At 62.0% G+C, this 13,324-nt stretch carries 14 protein-coding genes; 6 read left to right on the top strand and 8 right to left on the bottom strand.

Translation table 11 applies throughout. The annotated features are described in order from the left end of the window. Positions 1-21: 21 nt before the first annotated feature. Both BW967_RS13665 and BW967_RS13660 read left to right on the top strand, forming a co-directional pair. Complete coding sequence (locus tag BW967_RS13665) at positions 22-1,320, top strand: adenylosuccinate synthase (RefSeq protein ID WP_076485648.1); 1,299 nt, start codon at positions 22-24, stop codon at positions 1,318-1,320. Beyond that, a complete protein-coding gene (locus tag BW967_RS13660) occupies positions 1,320-1,559 on the top strand; it encodes a DUF2842 domain-containing protein (RefSeq protein WP_076485647.1) in 240 nt (79 codons plus the stop codon). Before BW967_RS13665 ends, BW967_RS13660 begins: the two co-directional genes overlap by 1 nt. Positions 1,560-1,624: 65 nt before the next feature. Here the strand turns inward: BW967_RS13660 and BW967_RS13655 are convergent, their stop codons facing one another. After that, positions 1,625-4,285, bottom strand: a complete 2,661-nt coding sequence (locus BW967_RS13655) for a hypothetical protein (RefSeq protein ID WP_076485646.1) — start codon at positions 4,283-4,285, stop codon at positions 1,625-1,627. Positions 4,286-4,426: 141 nt separating this feature from the next. Here BW967_RS13655 and BW967_RS13650 point away from each other — a divergent pair, with 141 nt between their 5' ends. Next, positions 4,427-5,098, top strand: coding sequence for a thiamine diphosphokinase (locus BW967_RS13650; RefSeq protein WP_076485742.1), 672 nt, complete (start codon positions 4,427-4,429; stop codon positions 5,096-5,098). Here BW967_RS13650 and BW967_RS13645 read toward each other — a convergent pair. Then, a complete protein-coding gene (locus BW967_RS13645) occupies positions 5,028-5,960 on the bottom strand; it encodes a DMT family transporter (protein WP_076485645.1) in 933 nt (310 codons plus the stop codon). The genes BW967_RS13650 and BW967_RS13645 overlap by 71 nt on opposite strands. Before the next feature lie 128 nt (positions 5,961-6,088). Between BW967_RS13645 and BW967_RS13640 the strand changes: the two genes are divergently transcribed. Beyond that, a complete protein-coding gene (locus BW967_RS13640; protein ID WP_076485644.1) occupies positions 6,089-6,823 on the top strand; it encodes an alpha/beta fold hydrolase in 735 nt (244 codons plus the stop codon). 110 nt (positions 6,824-6,933) lie between these two features. Then, a complete protein-coding gene (locus BW967_RS13635) occupies positions 6,934-7,641 on the top strand; it encodes an alpha/beta fold hydrolase (protein WP_076485643.1) in 708 nt (235 codons plus the stop codon). A gap of 232 nt (positions 7,642-7,873) precedes the next feature. Here BW967_RS13635 and BW967_RS13630 read toward each other — a convergent pair whose 3' ends face one another. The 6 genes from BW967_RS13630 to cobA form a co-directional block, all read right to left on the bottom strand. Further along, entirely contained in the window at positions 7,874-8,680 is an 807-nt protein-coding gene (locus tag BW967_RS13630; RefSeq protein WP_076485741.1) for a ferredoxin--NADP reductase, read from the bottom strand. Between the two features lie 167 nt (positions 8,681-8,847). Then, a complete protein-coding gene (locus BW967_RS13625) occupies positions 8,848-9,243 on the bottom strand; it encodes a DUF934 domain-containing protein (protein ID WP_076485642.1) in 396 nt (131 codons plus the stop codon). Beyond that, positions 9,240-9,992 carry a phosphoadenylyl-sulfate reductase gene (locus tag BW967_RS13620; protein WP_076485641.1) on the bottom strand — a complete coding sequence of 251 codons (753 nt, stop codon included), beginning with the start codon at positions 9,990-9,992 and terminating at the stop codon, positions 9,240-9,242. The genes BW967_RS13625 and BW967_RS13620 overlap by 4 nt, the downstream gene beginning before the upstream one ends. Then, positions 9,982-11,652: a nitrite/sulfite reductase gene (locus tag BW967_RS13615; protein ID WP_076485640.1), complete on the bottom strand. Its 1,671-nt coding sequence runs from the start codon at positions 11,650-11,652 to the stop codon at positions 9,982-9,984. The genes BW967_RS13620 and BW967_RS13615 overlap by 11 nt, the downstream gene beginning before the upstream one ends. Further along, a complete protein-coding gene (locus BW967_RS13610; protein WP_076485639.1) occupies positions 11,639-11,956 on the bottom strand; it encodes a DUF2849 domain-containing protein in 318 nt (105 codons plus the stop codon). The genes BW967_RS13615 and BW967_RS13610 overlap by 14 nt, the downstream gene beginning before the upstream one ends. Then, a complete protein-coding gene (gene cobA, locus BW967_RS13605; RefSeq protein WP_076485638.1) occupies positions 11,953-12,708 on the bottom strand; it encodes a uroporphyrinogen-III C-methyltransferase in 756 nt (251 codons plus the stop codon). The genes BW967_RS13610 and cobA overlap by 4 nt, the downstream gene beginning before the upstream one ends. 131 nt (positions 12,709-12,839) lie before the next feature. On the opposite strand from cobA, the gene BW967_RS13600 reads away from it, so the two are divergent. Continuing rightward, positions 12,840-13,301: an Lrp/AsnC family transcriptional regulator gene (locus tag BW967_RS13600; RefSeq protein WP_076485637.1), complete on the top strand. Its 462-nt coding sequence runs from the start codon at positions 12,840-12,842 to the stop codon at positions 13,299-13,301. Positions 13,302-13,324: the final 23 nt, after the last annotated feature.

The raw sequence follows: 13,324 nt of genomic DNA, 5'->3' as shown, positions 1-13,324 counted from the left end.
CACACCAGCGGAGAGAAATACATGGCCAACGTGGTGGTTGTCGGCGCCCAATGGGGCGACGAGGGCAAGGGCAAGATCGTCGACTGGCTTTCTGAGCGCGCCGACGTGATCGCGCGGTTCCAGGGCGGCCATAATGCGGGCCATACGCTGGTGATCGGCGGCAAGGTCTATAAGCTGAATGCGCTGCCCTCGGGCGTGGTGCGCGGCGGCAAACTGTCGGTGATCGGCAACGGTGTTGTGCTGGACCCGTGGCACCTGATCAAAGAGATCGCCACGATCCGCGAACAGGGCGTGGAAATCACCCCCGAAAACCTGATGATCGCGGAAAATACCCCGATGATCATGCCCTTCCACGGTGAACTTGACCGTGCGCGCGAGGCGCAGGCGACCGGCTCGAACGCGAAAATCGGCACCACCGGGCGCGGCATTGGCCCGACCTATGAAGATAAAGTGGGCCGTCGTGTGATCCGCGTGGCGGACCTTTCCGATGATGCGACGCTCGAAACCCGCGTGGATCGCGCGCTGATCCACCACAACGCTTTGCGCGAAGGTCTGGGCCTTGAGCCGATCGACCGGGACGCGCTTTTGGCCGAACTGCGTGCGATTGCGCCGGAAATCCTGCAATACGCCAAACCGGTCTGGAAAGTGCTCAATGAACTGCGCAAGGCGGGCAAACGAATCTTGTTCGAAGGCGCACAAGGCTCGCTTCTCGACATCGACTTTGGCACCTATCCGTTTGTCACCTCGTCGAACGTGACCGCGGGGCAGGCGGCGACCGGTGTGGGCCTTGGGCCGAATGCGGTCGAATATTCGCTTGGGATCGTGAAAGCCTATACCACCCGCGTGGGCGAAGGTCCGTTCCCGACCGAGTTGAAAGACGATGATGGCGAGCGGCTTGGCACGCGCGGTCATGAATTTGGCACCGTGACCGGGCGCAAGCGCCGCTGCGGTTGGTTCGACGCGGTTTTGGTGCGTCAAACCTGTGCCATCTCCGGCATGAACGGCATCGCACTGACCAAGCTTGACGTGCTCGATGGGTTCGAGACGTTGAAAATCTGCGTCGGCTATGAGGTCGATGGCCAGCGTTACGACTATCTGCCGACGCAAGCCGCGCTCCAAGCCAAAGCCATGCCGATCTACGAAGAGATGCAGGGCTGGTCGGAAAGCACCCAAGGCGCGCGGTCGTGGAATGACCTGCCGGGCGCGGCGGTGAAATATGTCCGCCGCATCGAAGAGCTGATCGGTTGCCCGGTCGCCATGCTCTCGACCTCGCCGGAGCGCGACGACACCATCCTTGTCACCGACCCGTTCGAAGACTGATGGCGCTGTCGTATCGCACCCGCCGGCGTTTGTCGCTTTTGGTCCTCGTTCTGGGGCTGCCCGCCTATATCGTGGTGGCGGTTTCGGCGGTGGCATGGGCCGAAGCGCGCTGGGGCATGCTGCCGTGGTGGGGCTCGGTGCTCACCTATTTGGTGCTGGGGGTGCTGTGGATCGTGCCGCTCAAGCCAATTTTCATTGGCGTGGGCAAGCCCGACCCGGACGCGGAAACCCAAGACTGAAATTGAAAACGCGGGGGCCAAGGCTCCCGCGTTTTTCTTTAAGATCATGTGGGTTCTGCCGTGCTTTAGGCGCGGCGTTGGTAGAACCGGCTTGCCTCGGTAATCGCATATTGGCCGCGTTTGACCTTGGCGATTTTTCCTTGGCGCAGCAGTGTGCCAAAAACCCGCAGCCGGTCTTCGCGGCTGAAGGTCTCTTCTCCGATGGCGGTCACTTTGCGCATGATCTGCGGCGGCGAGAAATGCGGTCGTCCCTCCACCTGCTCGGTATAAGCGGCCGCAGCTTCAAGTAATTCCCCCAATCCCTGCGGGGCTCGGCTCTCGGCAAATTCGGCAAAGCTTGTTGCGGCCTCGGCGGAAATGGCTTCGTGTTCAGCGCTGCTTTCCGCGCTTTCCGGTTCAATCTCGCGGTGCAGGCTTGCTGCGGTGATCCGGCGCGGGCGCACAGCTTGCGCGGTGACCGATTCCTCGGGCGTGCTGCGATCCACACGTTGTTCCGAGACCAGAACCAACGGCGCGGGCCGCACTTCAGGGCGTGCGCTCTGCGCCATAATCCCTTCGGGCCGCTCGGTTTTCGCGGCGGCCACCGGGCGGCGCGGGCGCACCGCGTGGCTCAGGTCTTGGCGGTAGGGTTCGGTTTCATCTGAGCCCTGCTGGCTGTCAGCCCCGGCCTTGCGATCCGCGACCGTGGCGGCGACCGCCGCTTTCAGATGCGCAATGGCCGAGATACGGCGACGATTTTCCGTCACCGCCATTTGCTCATCGGCTTTTTCCAAAAGCCGCGACAAATCCCCTTCCGGCAAGGCACGTTTGTTGGTCGGCGCTTGCGGGGCCTCGCTCGTGGGCTGTTCGGGCGCGGGCGTCACCGGCGTCGGGGCCGCAGCCTCTGGCGCATCGTCCAGATCGCTCTCGTCTTCGTCGAATTCCTCGATAAAGTCTTCTTCGAGATCGTCTTCATAGTCGCTCTCGAGCGCCGCTTCCTCCGCTTCCTCCGCTTGGGCGGCGGGCTCGACTTCGGCCGCCTCAATCTCGGTGGGTTCAAAGGCCGGTTGCTCTTGCACGGGCGCTTCCGCGACAGTCTCGTCAACGGTTTCGATCGGCGCGGCGTCTTCTTCGATCTCGTCTGCTTCGATCGCGTCCAGATTGGTCTGGAGCGAGGTCAGCGTGCCCCAATCATCGTCATCGGGCAGGTCTTCGGTCAGCGCGGCCAGTTCCGCCAGCAGGGCCTCGTCGGCCTCGTCTGCGGCTTCGACGGGTTCAACCGCATCTTGTGCCGTTTCTTCGGGGGCCTCATCCAGTTGCGCGGCAATCGCGGCCAGCATCGCATCGGCGTCGTCTTCCGCAACCGCTTCCGCTTCGGCCAGTGCCTCGTGCGCTTCCGGTTGGGCGTCTTGCACTGCTTGCGCGATGTCGGAAGCGGCTTCCTCCACCGGCTGGGCGCGGCGCAGTTTGATCACGCGGGCGCGCACCATCGGGCGCGCCGGTTCCACCACCGGGGCTTCGACGGTTTCGGGCTCGGAGGCTTCCGCTTCTAGCTCTTGCGCAGCCTCGGCAATGAGTGCGTCCGGCTCTTCGGAAACGGTTTCAACCGGAGCGTCTTCCGTCACGTCTTCTGCCGGGGCTTCAACCGCCTCGGTGGAAACAAGCGGTGCTTCCTCAAGCTCAGCGGCTTCAGGCTCTTGCGGCGCGTCTGCGGCACTTTCTTCTTGCGCGTCGGCTTCCGATTCCGCTTTTGCGGCTTCGGCTTGCGCTTTTTCGGCCTCAATCTGTGCAAGGCGCGCGGCGCGGCGTTCCGCACGGCGGCGCTGACGAACCTGGCGCATCTCTTCTGCCGCCGCAATCGCGGCTTCTTCGGCAGCTTCTACCTCGGTGATCGTCGCGGCGTCATCATGCGCTTCGGCGGGGGCTTCCGGTGCGGCTTCGGGCGCAATTTCTGCCTCCGGTGCTTCCGCAGGTTCCGGTTCAGGCTCTGTTTCCGGGGCCTTTGCCGATTCCGGTTCTGGCGCCACCTCGGGCTCGGAATGAACTTCAGCCTCAGCCTCGGGCGTCTCGACCTCGCCAATCTCGGCGGTTTCTTCGTCGCTCAGCGGGCCAGAGATATCGAGTGCAAAGCCAAAATCTCCCTCGGCGCTGTCGGCCTCGGGCGCTTCTTGCGGGGCCACAAACCCCGTGGGTTCGGCAATCGCTTCCGGCTCGGCTTCAAACTCCGCAGTTTCCTCAACCGCTTGGCTTGCACGCGCCTGCGCCACGGCGGCGCGGATACGCTGCAGCTTGGCGGCAACCGATTCCGTGACCGGATCATGCGGCATCGCGTCTTCGGCCACCGGATCGGGGCGCGGCACCGGGATCGACACCTGCGTCAGTTGTGGTTGCGGCGCTTCCGGCACCGGTTGGGCAAAGGGCACACGCACGCTCGGCGCGCTGGCCGGCGCTTCCGCGACGGGCGGTTGTGGGGCCTCAAGCTGTGCTTCGGCCTCGCTCGGGCGCAGCACAATGCCGTTTTTCTGGATCTTCGCCTCAACCCGGCGCTGAATCTCGCGCTCGGCGATTTTGTGCAGCATCTCGGCATCCGGCTGCGGTGGTTCCGCGCCGAAATAGCGGTCATCAGCAGCAAGATCGCGGAAATACTCCGCAATCGCCTTCATCGTGTTAAACGGCTGCTCGAACCCCTCAAGGGTGCACGAGAAGGTCCCGTAGGACACGGTGAGAATCTTGCTCGCTCCAACCATCGACCATCGCCTTCTACCAAAACTTCTGGCGTTCACCATGAACGCGTAACTGGTTCTTTCCGGTGAACGAAAAAAGGAAAATCTGTGAAATCTTAGCGATTGCGCTTGAGTTTCCTTGCCTTAATCGTAACCAATCATGCCATGTCCACAAGAATTGTCCAATGCCATGGCGGGGTCACGTTGCTGGGAGGCGGGGCCGTAGACCCAACAGATGTTGCCCTTTGCGCGACAATCACCCCCGATCTGGTCGCCGCCGATGGGGGGGGCGATCGAGCCTTGGCGCTTGGGTGCGCACCTTTGGCGGTGATTGGCGATCTCGATAGCTTGTCTCAAAATGGACGGAGAATTTTAGCCGACCGGTTGATGCCGATTCTCGAACAGGACAGTACGGATTTTGGCAAGTGCCTGCGCCATGTGAAGGCGGACTTCTATCTATGCCTTGGGTTTACGGGGATGCGGCTCGATCATACGCTGGCCGCATTGACCGAACTTGCAGCCCGCCCCGATCAGACAATCTTGCTGATTGCTGAAGATGAGGTGATTTTTCTCGCCCCGCCAAGCCTCACGCTGGATCTTCCCATCGGCACACGGTTTTCGCTTTACCCTATGGGCGCAGCTTCGGGCCGCTCAGAAGGGCTGCGCTGGCCAATTGAGGGGCTCGCCTTCACGCCTGCGGGCCGGGTCGGCACCTCAAACGAAGTAACGGGCGTGGTTAAGCTTGAGATGAACGGGCCAATGTTGGTTATGGTCCCAAAGGCGCATCTGGCAGCGGTGCTTTGCGCGCTTTGGCCGCCAGCCGCTCGCGGTGAATGAGGTAAAGCCCCGAACTGGTGATGATCGCAATGCCCACCCAAGTGAGTGCATTGGGGAAATCGCCAAAGACCAGATAGCCAAACAAGGTCGCGGTTAGGATCTCAAAATAATGCAGCGGCGCAAGCGTTGAAGAGGGGGCAAATTTCAGCGCATAGCTCATCGACATATGGCTGACGGTTGCGGCGAGCCCGACACAAAAACACCAAAGCCAAAAGATGCCGGTGGGGGGGACAAGCTGGAATTGGCCGATCTCAAACGTGCCGCCAAGCGCGAGCACGGGCAGCATCAACACCACCGCCGCCCAAGCGGTGTGCAATTGCATCGGGATCGGGTGCATATGGCGCGACAGCGCGCGGGTCAGCAGAATATAAAGCGCAAAGCTGATGGCCGAGCCCAGCGGATAAAGCGCCACCGCCCCAAACCGCGCGAAAGAGGGCTGGATCACGCACAAAACGCCCATAAACCCCACGACCGAGGCCCCAATCCGGCGCGGGCCCACCTCTTCGCCCATAAAGAAATAGCCAATCAGCAAGATGATGAAGGGTTCAACGAAGGCAATGGCGAGCGCATCGGCAATCGGCATGTGCTGGATGGCGGCTACAAAAGTATAAGTTGCGGCAATTGAAACGGCAGCGCGGGCAAACGTCAGCCAAAGCGCGCGGCGGGTCATGCCAAACGGCTGGCCCATCAAAGCGACGATCGGCAGCATCAACAGCATTTGCGCCACATAGCGCCCCAGCGTGACCGTGCCCACCGGCACGCCTTGCGCCGCCAGCTTCGAGGCCACATCAATCAGCGGCGCGATGGTGCAAAAACCAAGCATCAGCATGATGCCGGGCAGGATACGGTCTTGGTCACTCATGCGCTTGGCGTAACTTGGCCCAAACTTTCCGTCCATCCTGAAAGCGACCGGGGCCCGCGTCGTTTCGCGCGCCTTGAGGTGGGCGGGGCAGGGCGCTAGGCTCGCCCCATGCAACCGCAGGAGTTCCCATGACTGATGTCTTCACCACGCCCGAAGGCCACCGCATCGCCTATAAAAAGCGCGCAGGCTCCGGACCGGGGGTGCTGTTCTTGCATGGGCTGCATTCCGATATGAATGGCGACAAGGCCGAAGCGCTTGATGCTTGGGCGGCAGAAAAGGGCCGGGCGTTTTTGCGCTTTGATTGCTCGGGGCATGGCGAGTCGTCGGAAGCCTATCCTGACACGTCGATTGCCGATTGGTATGCTGATGCCAAAGCGGTGCTGAATGACCTAGCCGAGGGGCCGCAGGTGCTGGTGGGCTCGTCGATGGGGGGCTGGCTTGCGCTGCTTTTGGCGCGCGAATTCCCCGAAAAGGTCGCCGCTTTGGTGACCGTCGCCGCCGCGCCCGACTTTACCGAAGATGGCTATTTCGCCTCTTTCACCGAGGAGCAGAAAACGCTCTTGATGGAGCAGGGCTATGTCGATCTGCAATATGGCCCGCAACCCTACCGCATCATGAAGAAATTCATCGTCGATGGGCGCGATCACTTTGTCATGCGCGATCCGCTGCCGCTGAAAATGCCGGTGCGGCTGTTGCAAGGCTCCGAAGATCGCTCGGTTCCGCCGGATTGGGCGGTGAAGCTGTTCCATCATGCCGATGGCCGCAATATTCGGCTGACGATGGTGAAAGGCGCGGATCACCGCTTCTCGGCGCCCGAGAATATTGAGCTGATCAAGGCCACGCTCGACGAAGTGCTCGCCTAAGCTTTCGGATAGGCTGGCCTCGCCTTTGTGCGGAAGGGGATTCCCCTTTCGCGCGGATCGCGCTACCCTGCGACCAAATGCACCAAAGAGTGCAGGTTTGAGGTGAGCGAATGTCTGTTCCGTTGGTTTTTCTGCCGGGATTCATGTGCGATGCACGTCTTTTCTGGCACCAGATCTTAGAGTTTTCGGCCGATCGCGGGGTGGTCACCGCGCCTTTGCAAGGTGCGACGATCGAGGAAATGGCGTCTGCCGTTTTGGCGATGGCCCCGCCCAAATTCGCGCTTGTGGGCCATTGGCTTGGCGGGCTGGTGGCGATGGAGATATTGCGTCGCGTGCCCGAACGCGTCAGCGAAATAGCGTTGATGAATGTCTCGCCCCTGGCCGAGCCGCCTGCAGTGGCGGGGCAGCGCGAGCCGCGCATCATTCGCGCGCGCACCGGGCGGCTTGATGAGGTGATGCTCGAAGAAGTGCCCGAAGCGGCGCTTGCCCCCGGCGAAGGCCGGACCGAAGTGCAAGCGATGCTCTTGGATATGGCGGGCACTTTGGGGGCAGAGACCTTCACCCGGCAATCGCGCGCCTTGATGCGCCGTCCCGATCAGCAGCGCGCTTTACGCAACACGCGGCTGCGCGCGATGCTGATTTGCGGTGAATATGACACGATCTGCCCGCCAAGGCGGCATGAGTTTTTGGCCGAATTGATGCCCCATGCCGAATATCGGCTGATCATGGGGGCGGGGCATCTGAGCCCGCTGGAGCAGCCCGTAAAAGTGAGCCGCGCGCTGCGCGATTGGCTCGACGCGCCGCTTTTGCTGCGCTGAGGGCACCAGGCCCGGAATAGCCGCTTCAGCGGCCCGGGCAGCGCCCGACCGCCCCCTCCCCCTCGGGCGGGCGCTTTGCGGCCTTCGCGCGGGGATCGGCGTAGGACGTGCTTGAACCATAAACTGCACCATTCCGGCGATGGACGCCCACCCGGCGGTCAGTCGCTGCCCTGAGCACAACAAAAAAGGCCGCCCCGAAAGGCGACCCTTTATTCCGTAAAGCCCTTCGGCCTTAGATACCTTCGCCGACGAAGGCCTTTTCCACCACGAATTCGCGCGGCTCAGAGTTTGCCCCCTCGCGCAGCCCGTAGCTTTCGAGCACTTTCATCACGTCAACGTTGAACGCGAGCGAGCCGCAGACCATTGCGCGGTCGGTCTCGGGGCACATCGGTTCAATGCCAAGGTCTTCAAACACTTTGCCCGAGGCAAGGTTGTCGGTGATCCGGCCCATGTGATGGAATTCTTCACGGGTGGTGGTCGGGTAGTATTTCAGCTTGCCCTCGACCATTTCGCCGATCAGCGGGTCATCTTGCAGCGCCTCAACCAGTTGGCGGCCGTATTCCAGCTCGGCCACGGTGCGGCAGGTGTGCATCATGATGACTTCGTCAAACTTCTCGTAGGCTTCGGGCTCACGCATCAGCGAAGCAAAAGGCGCAATCCCGGTGCCGGTGGCCAGGAACCACAGCCGTTTGCCCGGCAGCAGCGCATCAATCACCAGCGTGCCCACGGGTTTGGGGCGCAGAATGATTTGATCACCGGGCTGAATGTGTTGCAGCCGCGAGGTCAGCGGGCCGTCTTGCACTTTGATCGAGTAGAATTCGAGCTCTTCATCCCACGCGGGCGAGGCAATCGAATAGGCGCGCATGATCGGCTTGCCATTGTCGTCCAGCAGGCCAATCATCACAAACTCACCCGAGCGGAAACGCAGGGTTTGCGGGCGGCTCACCCGGAAGGAAAACAGCGTATCGGTCCAGTGCTTGACCTCGGTCACGGTCTGGGCATCGGGCAGGATTTTGGCGGGCGCAATGGGGGAAGTCACGTTCACGGTCGTCTCGTCTTTCGGGGCCCAAGGGCCAGTGAACAGTCACCGACGGGCGGCGGGCAGGGCTGCTGCGGGCCACGGGTCGGAAAGAAACATGTCTTGCGGATATCATAATTCCGCGGGTCATGCCATCTTTCCGGCAATGGCCCGCGGGAGGCTGCGAGTCAAGCGAGCAGGCTGTCGCAACCCTTAAAACCAAGGCGTTTACGGTAGTCATGGGCTTGCCAATCGGCTCTGGAAAGCCAATCTGCTTCGCTTTGCCGCGCCGCGATCTCGGGCGGAATCTCCACCTCGTCAAAGCCAGCGCGGCGTGCCATCGCATATTGATCGGCAATCAAAGGGCCGCGCGCGCGCAACCGCCCGGTGTAGCCTGCCGCTCGCACAAGGCGGCCCAGCGTGAAGCCCCGGCCATCGGCGAAGCTGTCAAACCGCACCACCACCAGACCGGCATTGGCGATCAGCGTGGCAATTTCGTCGGGCTTTGTGGTGGGGGCAAGCTCGACCGCCAGCCCGTCAAAATCCTCCGTGTGAAAGCCGTCATCGCGGACCAAAACACTCATGCCACTTTCTCCGACTTCTCTGCTTCAAGGCTGCCCGGCCGCACGATGCGCCCATTGACGAAATGGATGCCGCATTCGGTCTTTTCTTGACCGCGCCAGCGGCCCGCACGCGGGTCTTCGCCCGCCGCGACGGGCGAGGTGCAGGGTGCGCAGCCAATCGAGGGGTAACCGCGCGCCACCAGCGGATGCCGCGGCAGGTCATAGCGGTCCATATAATCGGCAATCTCGGTCCGGCCCCAATGGGCGAGCGGGTTGATCTTCATCCGGGTGGGCGTTTCCACCTCGAAATGGTCAATATCGGCACGCGTCTGGCCTTGGTAGCGCTTGCGCCCGGTCATCCAGCCGTCAAACTCCGCCAAAGCAGCCTCTAGCGGCGCGGTTTTGCGCAAGGCGCAGCAGGCATCGGTGTCGGTTTTGTGCAGCTTGTTTTCGGGGTCCTGCGCCGCCAGATCCGCCTCAGAGGCACGGATCACCCGCAGGTCTTTCAAGCCAAGGGTTTCGGCCACTTCGCGCTGATAGGCGAGCGTTTCTTCAAACAGCATCAGCGTATCGACAAACAGCACCGGCGTTTCTGGCGCACGGGTGGCGACCATATGCAGAAGCACAACGGATTCCGCCCCAAAGGACGACACAAGCGCCACGCGCCCGGTATCTGGGTCATTCAGCGTCGCGGCAACCAGCGCCGCCGGGTCATGGCTGCGGTAGCGGTGGTTCAACCCCGCCACACGTCGGGAAAGCTCAAGCCGCATCGCGTACCTCTGCGTAAAGTGCCGCCCGGAAGGGCGCGAGGCCCAGCCGCTTCACGGCATCCAGAAAGGTTTCCTCTGCCCCGTTGCGCAGATCCAAATAGGTGCGCAACAGCCGTTCCAGCGCCGGAACCACTGCCTCATAGGCAAAGCCCGGCCCCATTTTCTCGCCAATCGCGGCGGGGTGCTTTTTGTCACCCTCGTGCCCGCCAATGGTGATCTGGTAGTTTTCTGCGCCTGCACGGTCAAGCCCGAGGATGCCAATATGCCCCAAGTGATGGTGCCCACAGGCATTGATGCAGCCCGAAATTTTCAAATTCAGCGCGCCGATCTCCTCTTCCAGCCCAAGGGTCTGGAAATGTTGCGCGATTTCTTGCGCAAGCGGGATAGACCGGGCCGTTGCCAGCGCGCAGTAATCCATGCCGGGGCAGGCGATGATGTCGCCAAGCCTGCCCATATTTGCCGCAGCCAAACCGGCGCGCAAAAGCGCGGCATGAACGGTGGGCAGGTCTTCACGCGCCACATGCGGCAGCACCACGTTTTGGCTGTGGGTGATGCGCAGCTCGTTATAGCCATAACGCTCGGCAATATCGGCCAGCGCGCGCATCTGCGCGGCAGAGGCATCGCCCGGCTCTTCGCCCGCGACTTTCAGCGCCACGGTGACGCTGGCATGATCGGCGCGCTTGTGGTCCGTCACTGCGCGCGCCGCCCAAGCCGCATAAAGCGGGTCCACCGCGCGGGTGGTGGCGTCAAACTCGGCCAAGTTCTCGCGCAGATCGGGCAGCGCGAATTGCGCAGCGATCTCGGCCAGAAGCGCTTGATCCTCGCCCGTATAGGCGGGGCGGATCTTGGCGAATTGTTCCTCAACCGCCGCGCGGAACGTGTCGATCCCGTGCTCGAACACGGTGATCTTGATGCGCGCCTTATATTTATTGTCGCGCCGCCCGATCAGGTTATAGGCCGACAAAATGGCCTCCAAATAAGGCAGGAGCTCCGCTGAGGGGAGGAAGGCGCGAAGCTCCTGCGCGAGCATCGGCGTGCGGCCAAGGCCGCCCCCCACCAACACCCGAAACCCGATTTCACCGCCTTGTTCGACCAGTTGCAGCCCCACATCATGCGCGGCAATTGCGGCACGATCCTCGGGCGAGCCGGTGACGGCAATCTTGAACTTGCGCGGCAGGAACTGGAATTCGGCGTGATCGGTGGACCATTGCCGGATCAGTTCCGCATAGGGGCGCGGATCGGCCAATTCATCGGCACTTGCGCCCGCCAAAGCATCTGCGGTGGTGTTGCGAATGCAGTTGCCCGAGCTTTGGATCGCATGCATCCCCACCTCGGCCATACGGTCGAGAATGTCCGGGATATCGGTCAGCGCGACCCAGTTGAACTGGATGTTTTGGCGCGTGGTGAAATGGCCGTAGCCCCGGTCCCACCGCTCGGCCACTTCGGCCAGAACGCGCATTTGATCGGCAGACAGCGTGCCATAGGGAATGGCGACGCGCAGCATATAGGCGTGCAGTTGCAGATAGACGCCATTCATCAGCCGCAGCGGCTTGAACTCGTCTTCCGTCAGGCTGCCCGAGAGGCGGCGCTCTACCTGAGACCGGAATTGCGCATTGCGGTTGCGCAAGAAGGCTTGGTCAAAGTCATTATGCTGATACATGGCGGGCCTCCGCGCGGGCGGTTTGCTTGCTGGGGTGGATCGAGGGGCCTTGCGCGCGGAAGCGTTCGCGCAATGCCACCGGCTTCGGGCCATCAGAACCCGGCTCCACATCGACGAGATAGGCACCCACCACGACAGTGGCATGACCAATCGCGTCAAGCAGGCGCAATTGCGCCTCGGCTTCATCGGTGATCACTTCGGCTTGGGTGATATAACGGCTCCAGCCGCCATTGGAGGTCAGATAGACCGTATGTCCCGCGCGCAGATCATTGGCGGAGACGACTTTTGCATGGGTGCGGCTCATTGGGCGGCTTCCAGAATTTCAGCAGTTTCGGCGGCGCGGGGGGCAAGCCCCCACAAAATCACGGCGGGGCCATCCAGTTGGGCGGCAAGCGCGGGCAGATCGGCCAGCGTGCCCGAAAGGCGGCGTTCTTCGGCGCGGGAGGCGTTTTCAACCAGCGTCACCGGGGTGGTGGGACAGCCGCCATGCATCATCAGGCGGCCCTGAATGAAGCGCGCGGCCTTCTTACCCATGTAAATCGCAGCGACCGTGCCGGGGCGGGCAAGGCTTGCCCAATCGGCCTCGGCAAAACCATCGGCGCCATGCCCGGTGAGCAGGCGAAACTCACGGTTGCGGCCCCGCTCGGTCAGGCTTTGGTTCAGGCTTGCGGCAGCGGCCGCAGCAGCGGTGATGCCGGGCAGCACGGTGTAGGCAATGCCCGCCGCATCCAGCGCGTCCAACTCTTCGCCCAAACGCCCGAAAAGCCCCGGATCTCCCGATTTCAGCCGCAGCACATTGCGGCCCGCCTGCGCAAAGCCGACCATCAGCGTTTCAATATGCGATTGCGCCATCGAGGGGCCAAACCCCTCTTTGCCGGTTTCCACGAGCGTCGCTTGCGGGCCAGCGAGCGCCAGAACCTCGGCCGAAACCAGCTTATCATGCAGCACGATATCGGCGCCTTCCAAAGCGCGCGCGACAGCCAGCGTCAAATGCCCCACAGCGCCGGGGCCGGCGCCCGCAAGGGTGACATGTCCGAAGGGGAGGGGATGTGTCATGGCGGTCTCCTTTGATGGGCAATATAGAAAAATATTCCCCCAAATCGCCAGTATCCCTTGCGAATAAGGAATTTTGTTTCATATCCTTGCGCCGAGGGAAGCAGTTTCCCAAGGAACGGGAGTTTTCGCGAATGGCGGTCCGGCTAGACGAGATGGATCGGAAGATTTTGTTTCAGCTTCAGGAAGATGCGAGCCAATCGCTCGATGAAATTGCGCGCAAGGTGGGCTCTTCGAAGACCCCGGTCTGGAACCGGATTCGCAAGATGAAGGATCTCGGTGTGATCGGGCGGCAGACGGTGCTGCTGGATGCCGAGGCTTTGGGGCTGGAGGCCTGTTTCTTCGTACTGATCCGCACCTCGGAACATGAGGCGGATTGGCAAAACAAATTCCTCGCCACCCTGCGCGCCCGGCCCGAAGTGTTGGAGGCGCATCGGCTTGCGGGAGAGATCGACTATATCTTGAAAGTGCGGGTCAAAAACGCCCGCGCCTATGACACTTTCTATCAGGCGCTGATCTCAGAGGTGCGGATTTACAACGTCACCGCGCTTTTGAGCATGGAAGAGATCAAATCGACCACAATCTTGCCGGTGTGAAGGGGGGGGGCGAAGCTGCCCCC

Origin of the sequence: Rhodobacter aestuarii (assembly GCF_900156655.1) — a bacterium.
Lineage (GTDB): Bacteria > Pseudomonadota > Alphaproteobacteria > Rhodobacterales > Rhodobacteraceae > Rhodobacter > Rhodobacter aestuarii.
This window is presented reverse-complemented; position numbering and strand designations above follow the sequence as displayed.

Bases quoted from the DNA above. Each gene is read 5' to 3' on its own strand.
- BW967_RS13665 (WP_076485648.1), top strand. From the start codon at position 22: ATGGCCAACGTGGTGGTTGTCGGCGCCCAATGGGGCGACGAGGGCAAG.
- BW967_RS13660 (WP_076485647.1), top strand. From the start codon at position 1,320: ATGGCGCTGTCGTATCGCACCCGCCGGCGTTTGTCGCTTTTGGTCCTC.
- BW967_RS13655 (WP_076485646.1), bottom strand. From the start codon at position 4,285: ATGGTTGGAGCGAGCAAGATTCTCACCGTGTCCTACGGGACCTTCTCG.
- BW967_RS13650 (WP_076485742.1), top strand. From the start codon at position 4,427: ATGTCCACAAGAATTGTCCAATGCCATGGCGGGGTCACGTTGCTGGGA.
- BW967_RS13645 (WP_076485645.1), bottom strand. From the start codon at position 5,960: ATGAGTGACCAAGACCGTATCCTGCCCGGCATCATGCTGATGCTTGGT.
- BW967_RS13640 (WP_076485644.1), top strand. From the start codon at position 6,089: ATGACTGATGTCTTCACCACGCCCGAAGGCCACCGCATCGCCTATAAA.
- BW967_RS13635 (WP_076485643.1), top strand. From the start codon at position 6,934: ATGTCTGTTCCGTTGGTTTTTCTGCCGGGATTCATGTGCGATGCACGT.
- BW967_RS13625 (WP_076485642.1), bottom strand. From the start codon at position 9,243: ATGAGTGTTTTGGTCCGCGATGACGGCTTTCACACGGAGGATTTTGAC.
- BW967_RS13620 (WP_076485641.1), bottom strand. From the start codon at position 9,992: ATGCGGCTTGAGCTTTCCCGACGTGTGGCGGGGTTGAACCACCGCTAC.
- BW967_RS13615 (WP_076485640.1), bottom strand. From the start codon at position 11,652: ATGTATCAGCATAATGACTTTGACCAAGCCTTCTTGCGCAACCGCAAT.
- BW967_RS13610 (WP_076485639.1), bottom strand. From the start codon at position 11,956: ATGAGCCGCACCCATGCAAAAGTCGTCTCCGCCAATGATCTGCGCGCG.
- cobA (WP_076485638.1), bottom strand. From the start codon at position 12,708: ATGACACATCCCCTCCCCTTCGGACATGTCACCCTTGCGGGCGCCGGC.
- BW967_RS13600 (WP_076485637.1), top strand. From the start codon at position 12,840: ATGGCGGTCCGGCTAGACGAGATGGATCGGAAGATTTTGTTTCAGCTT.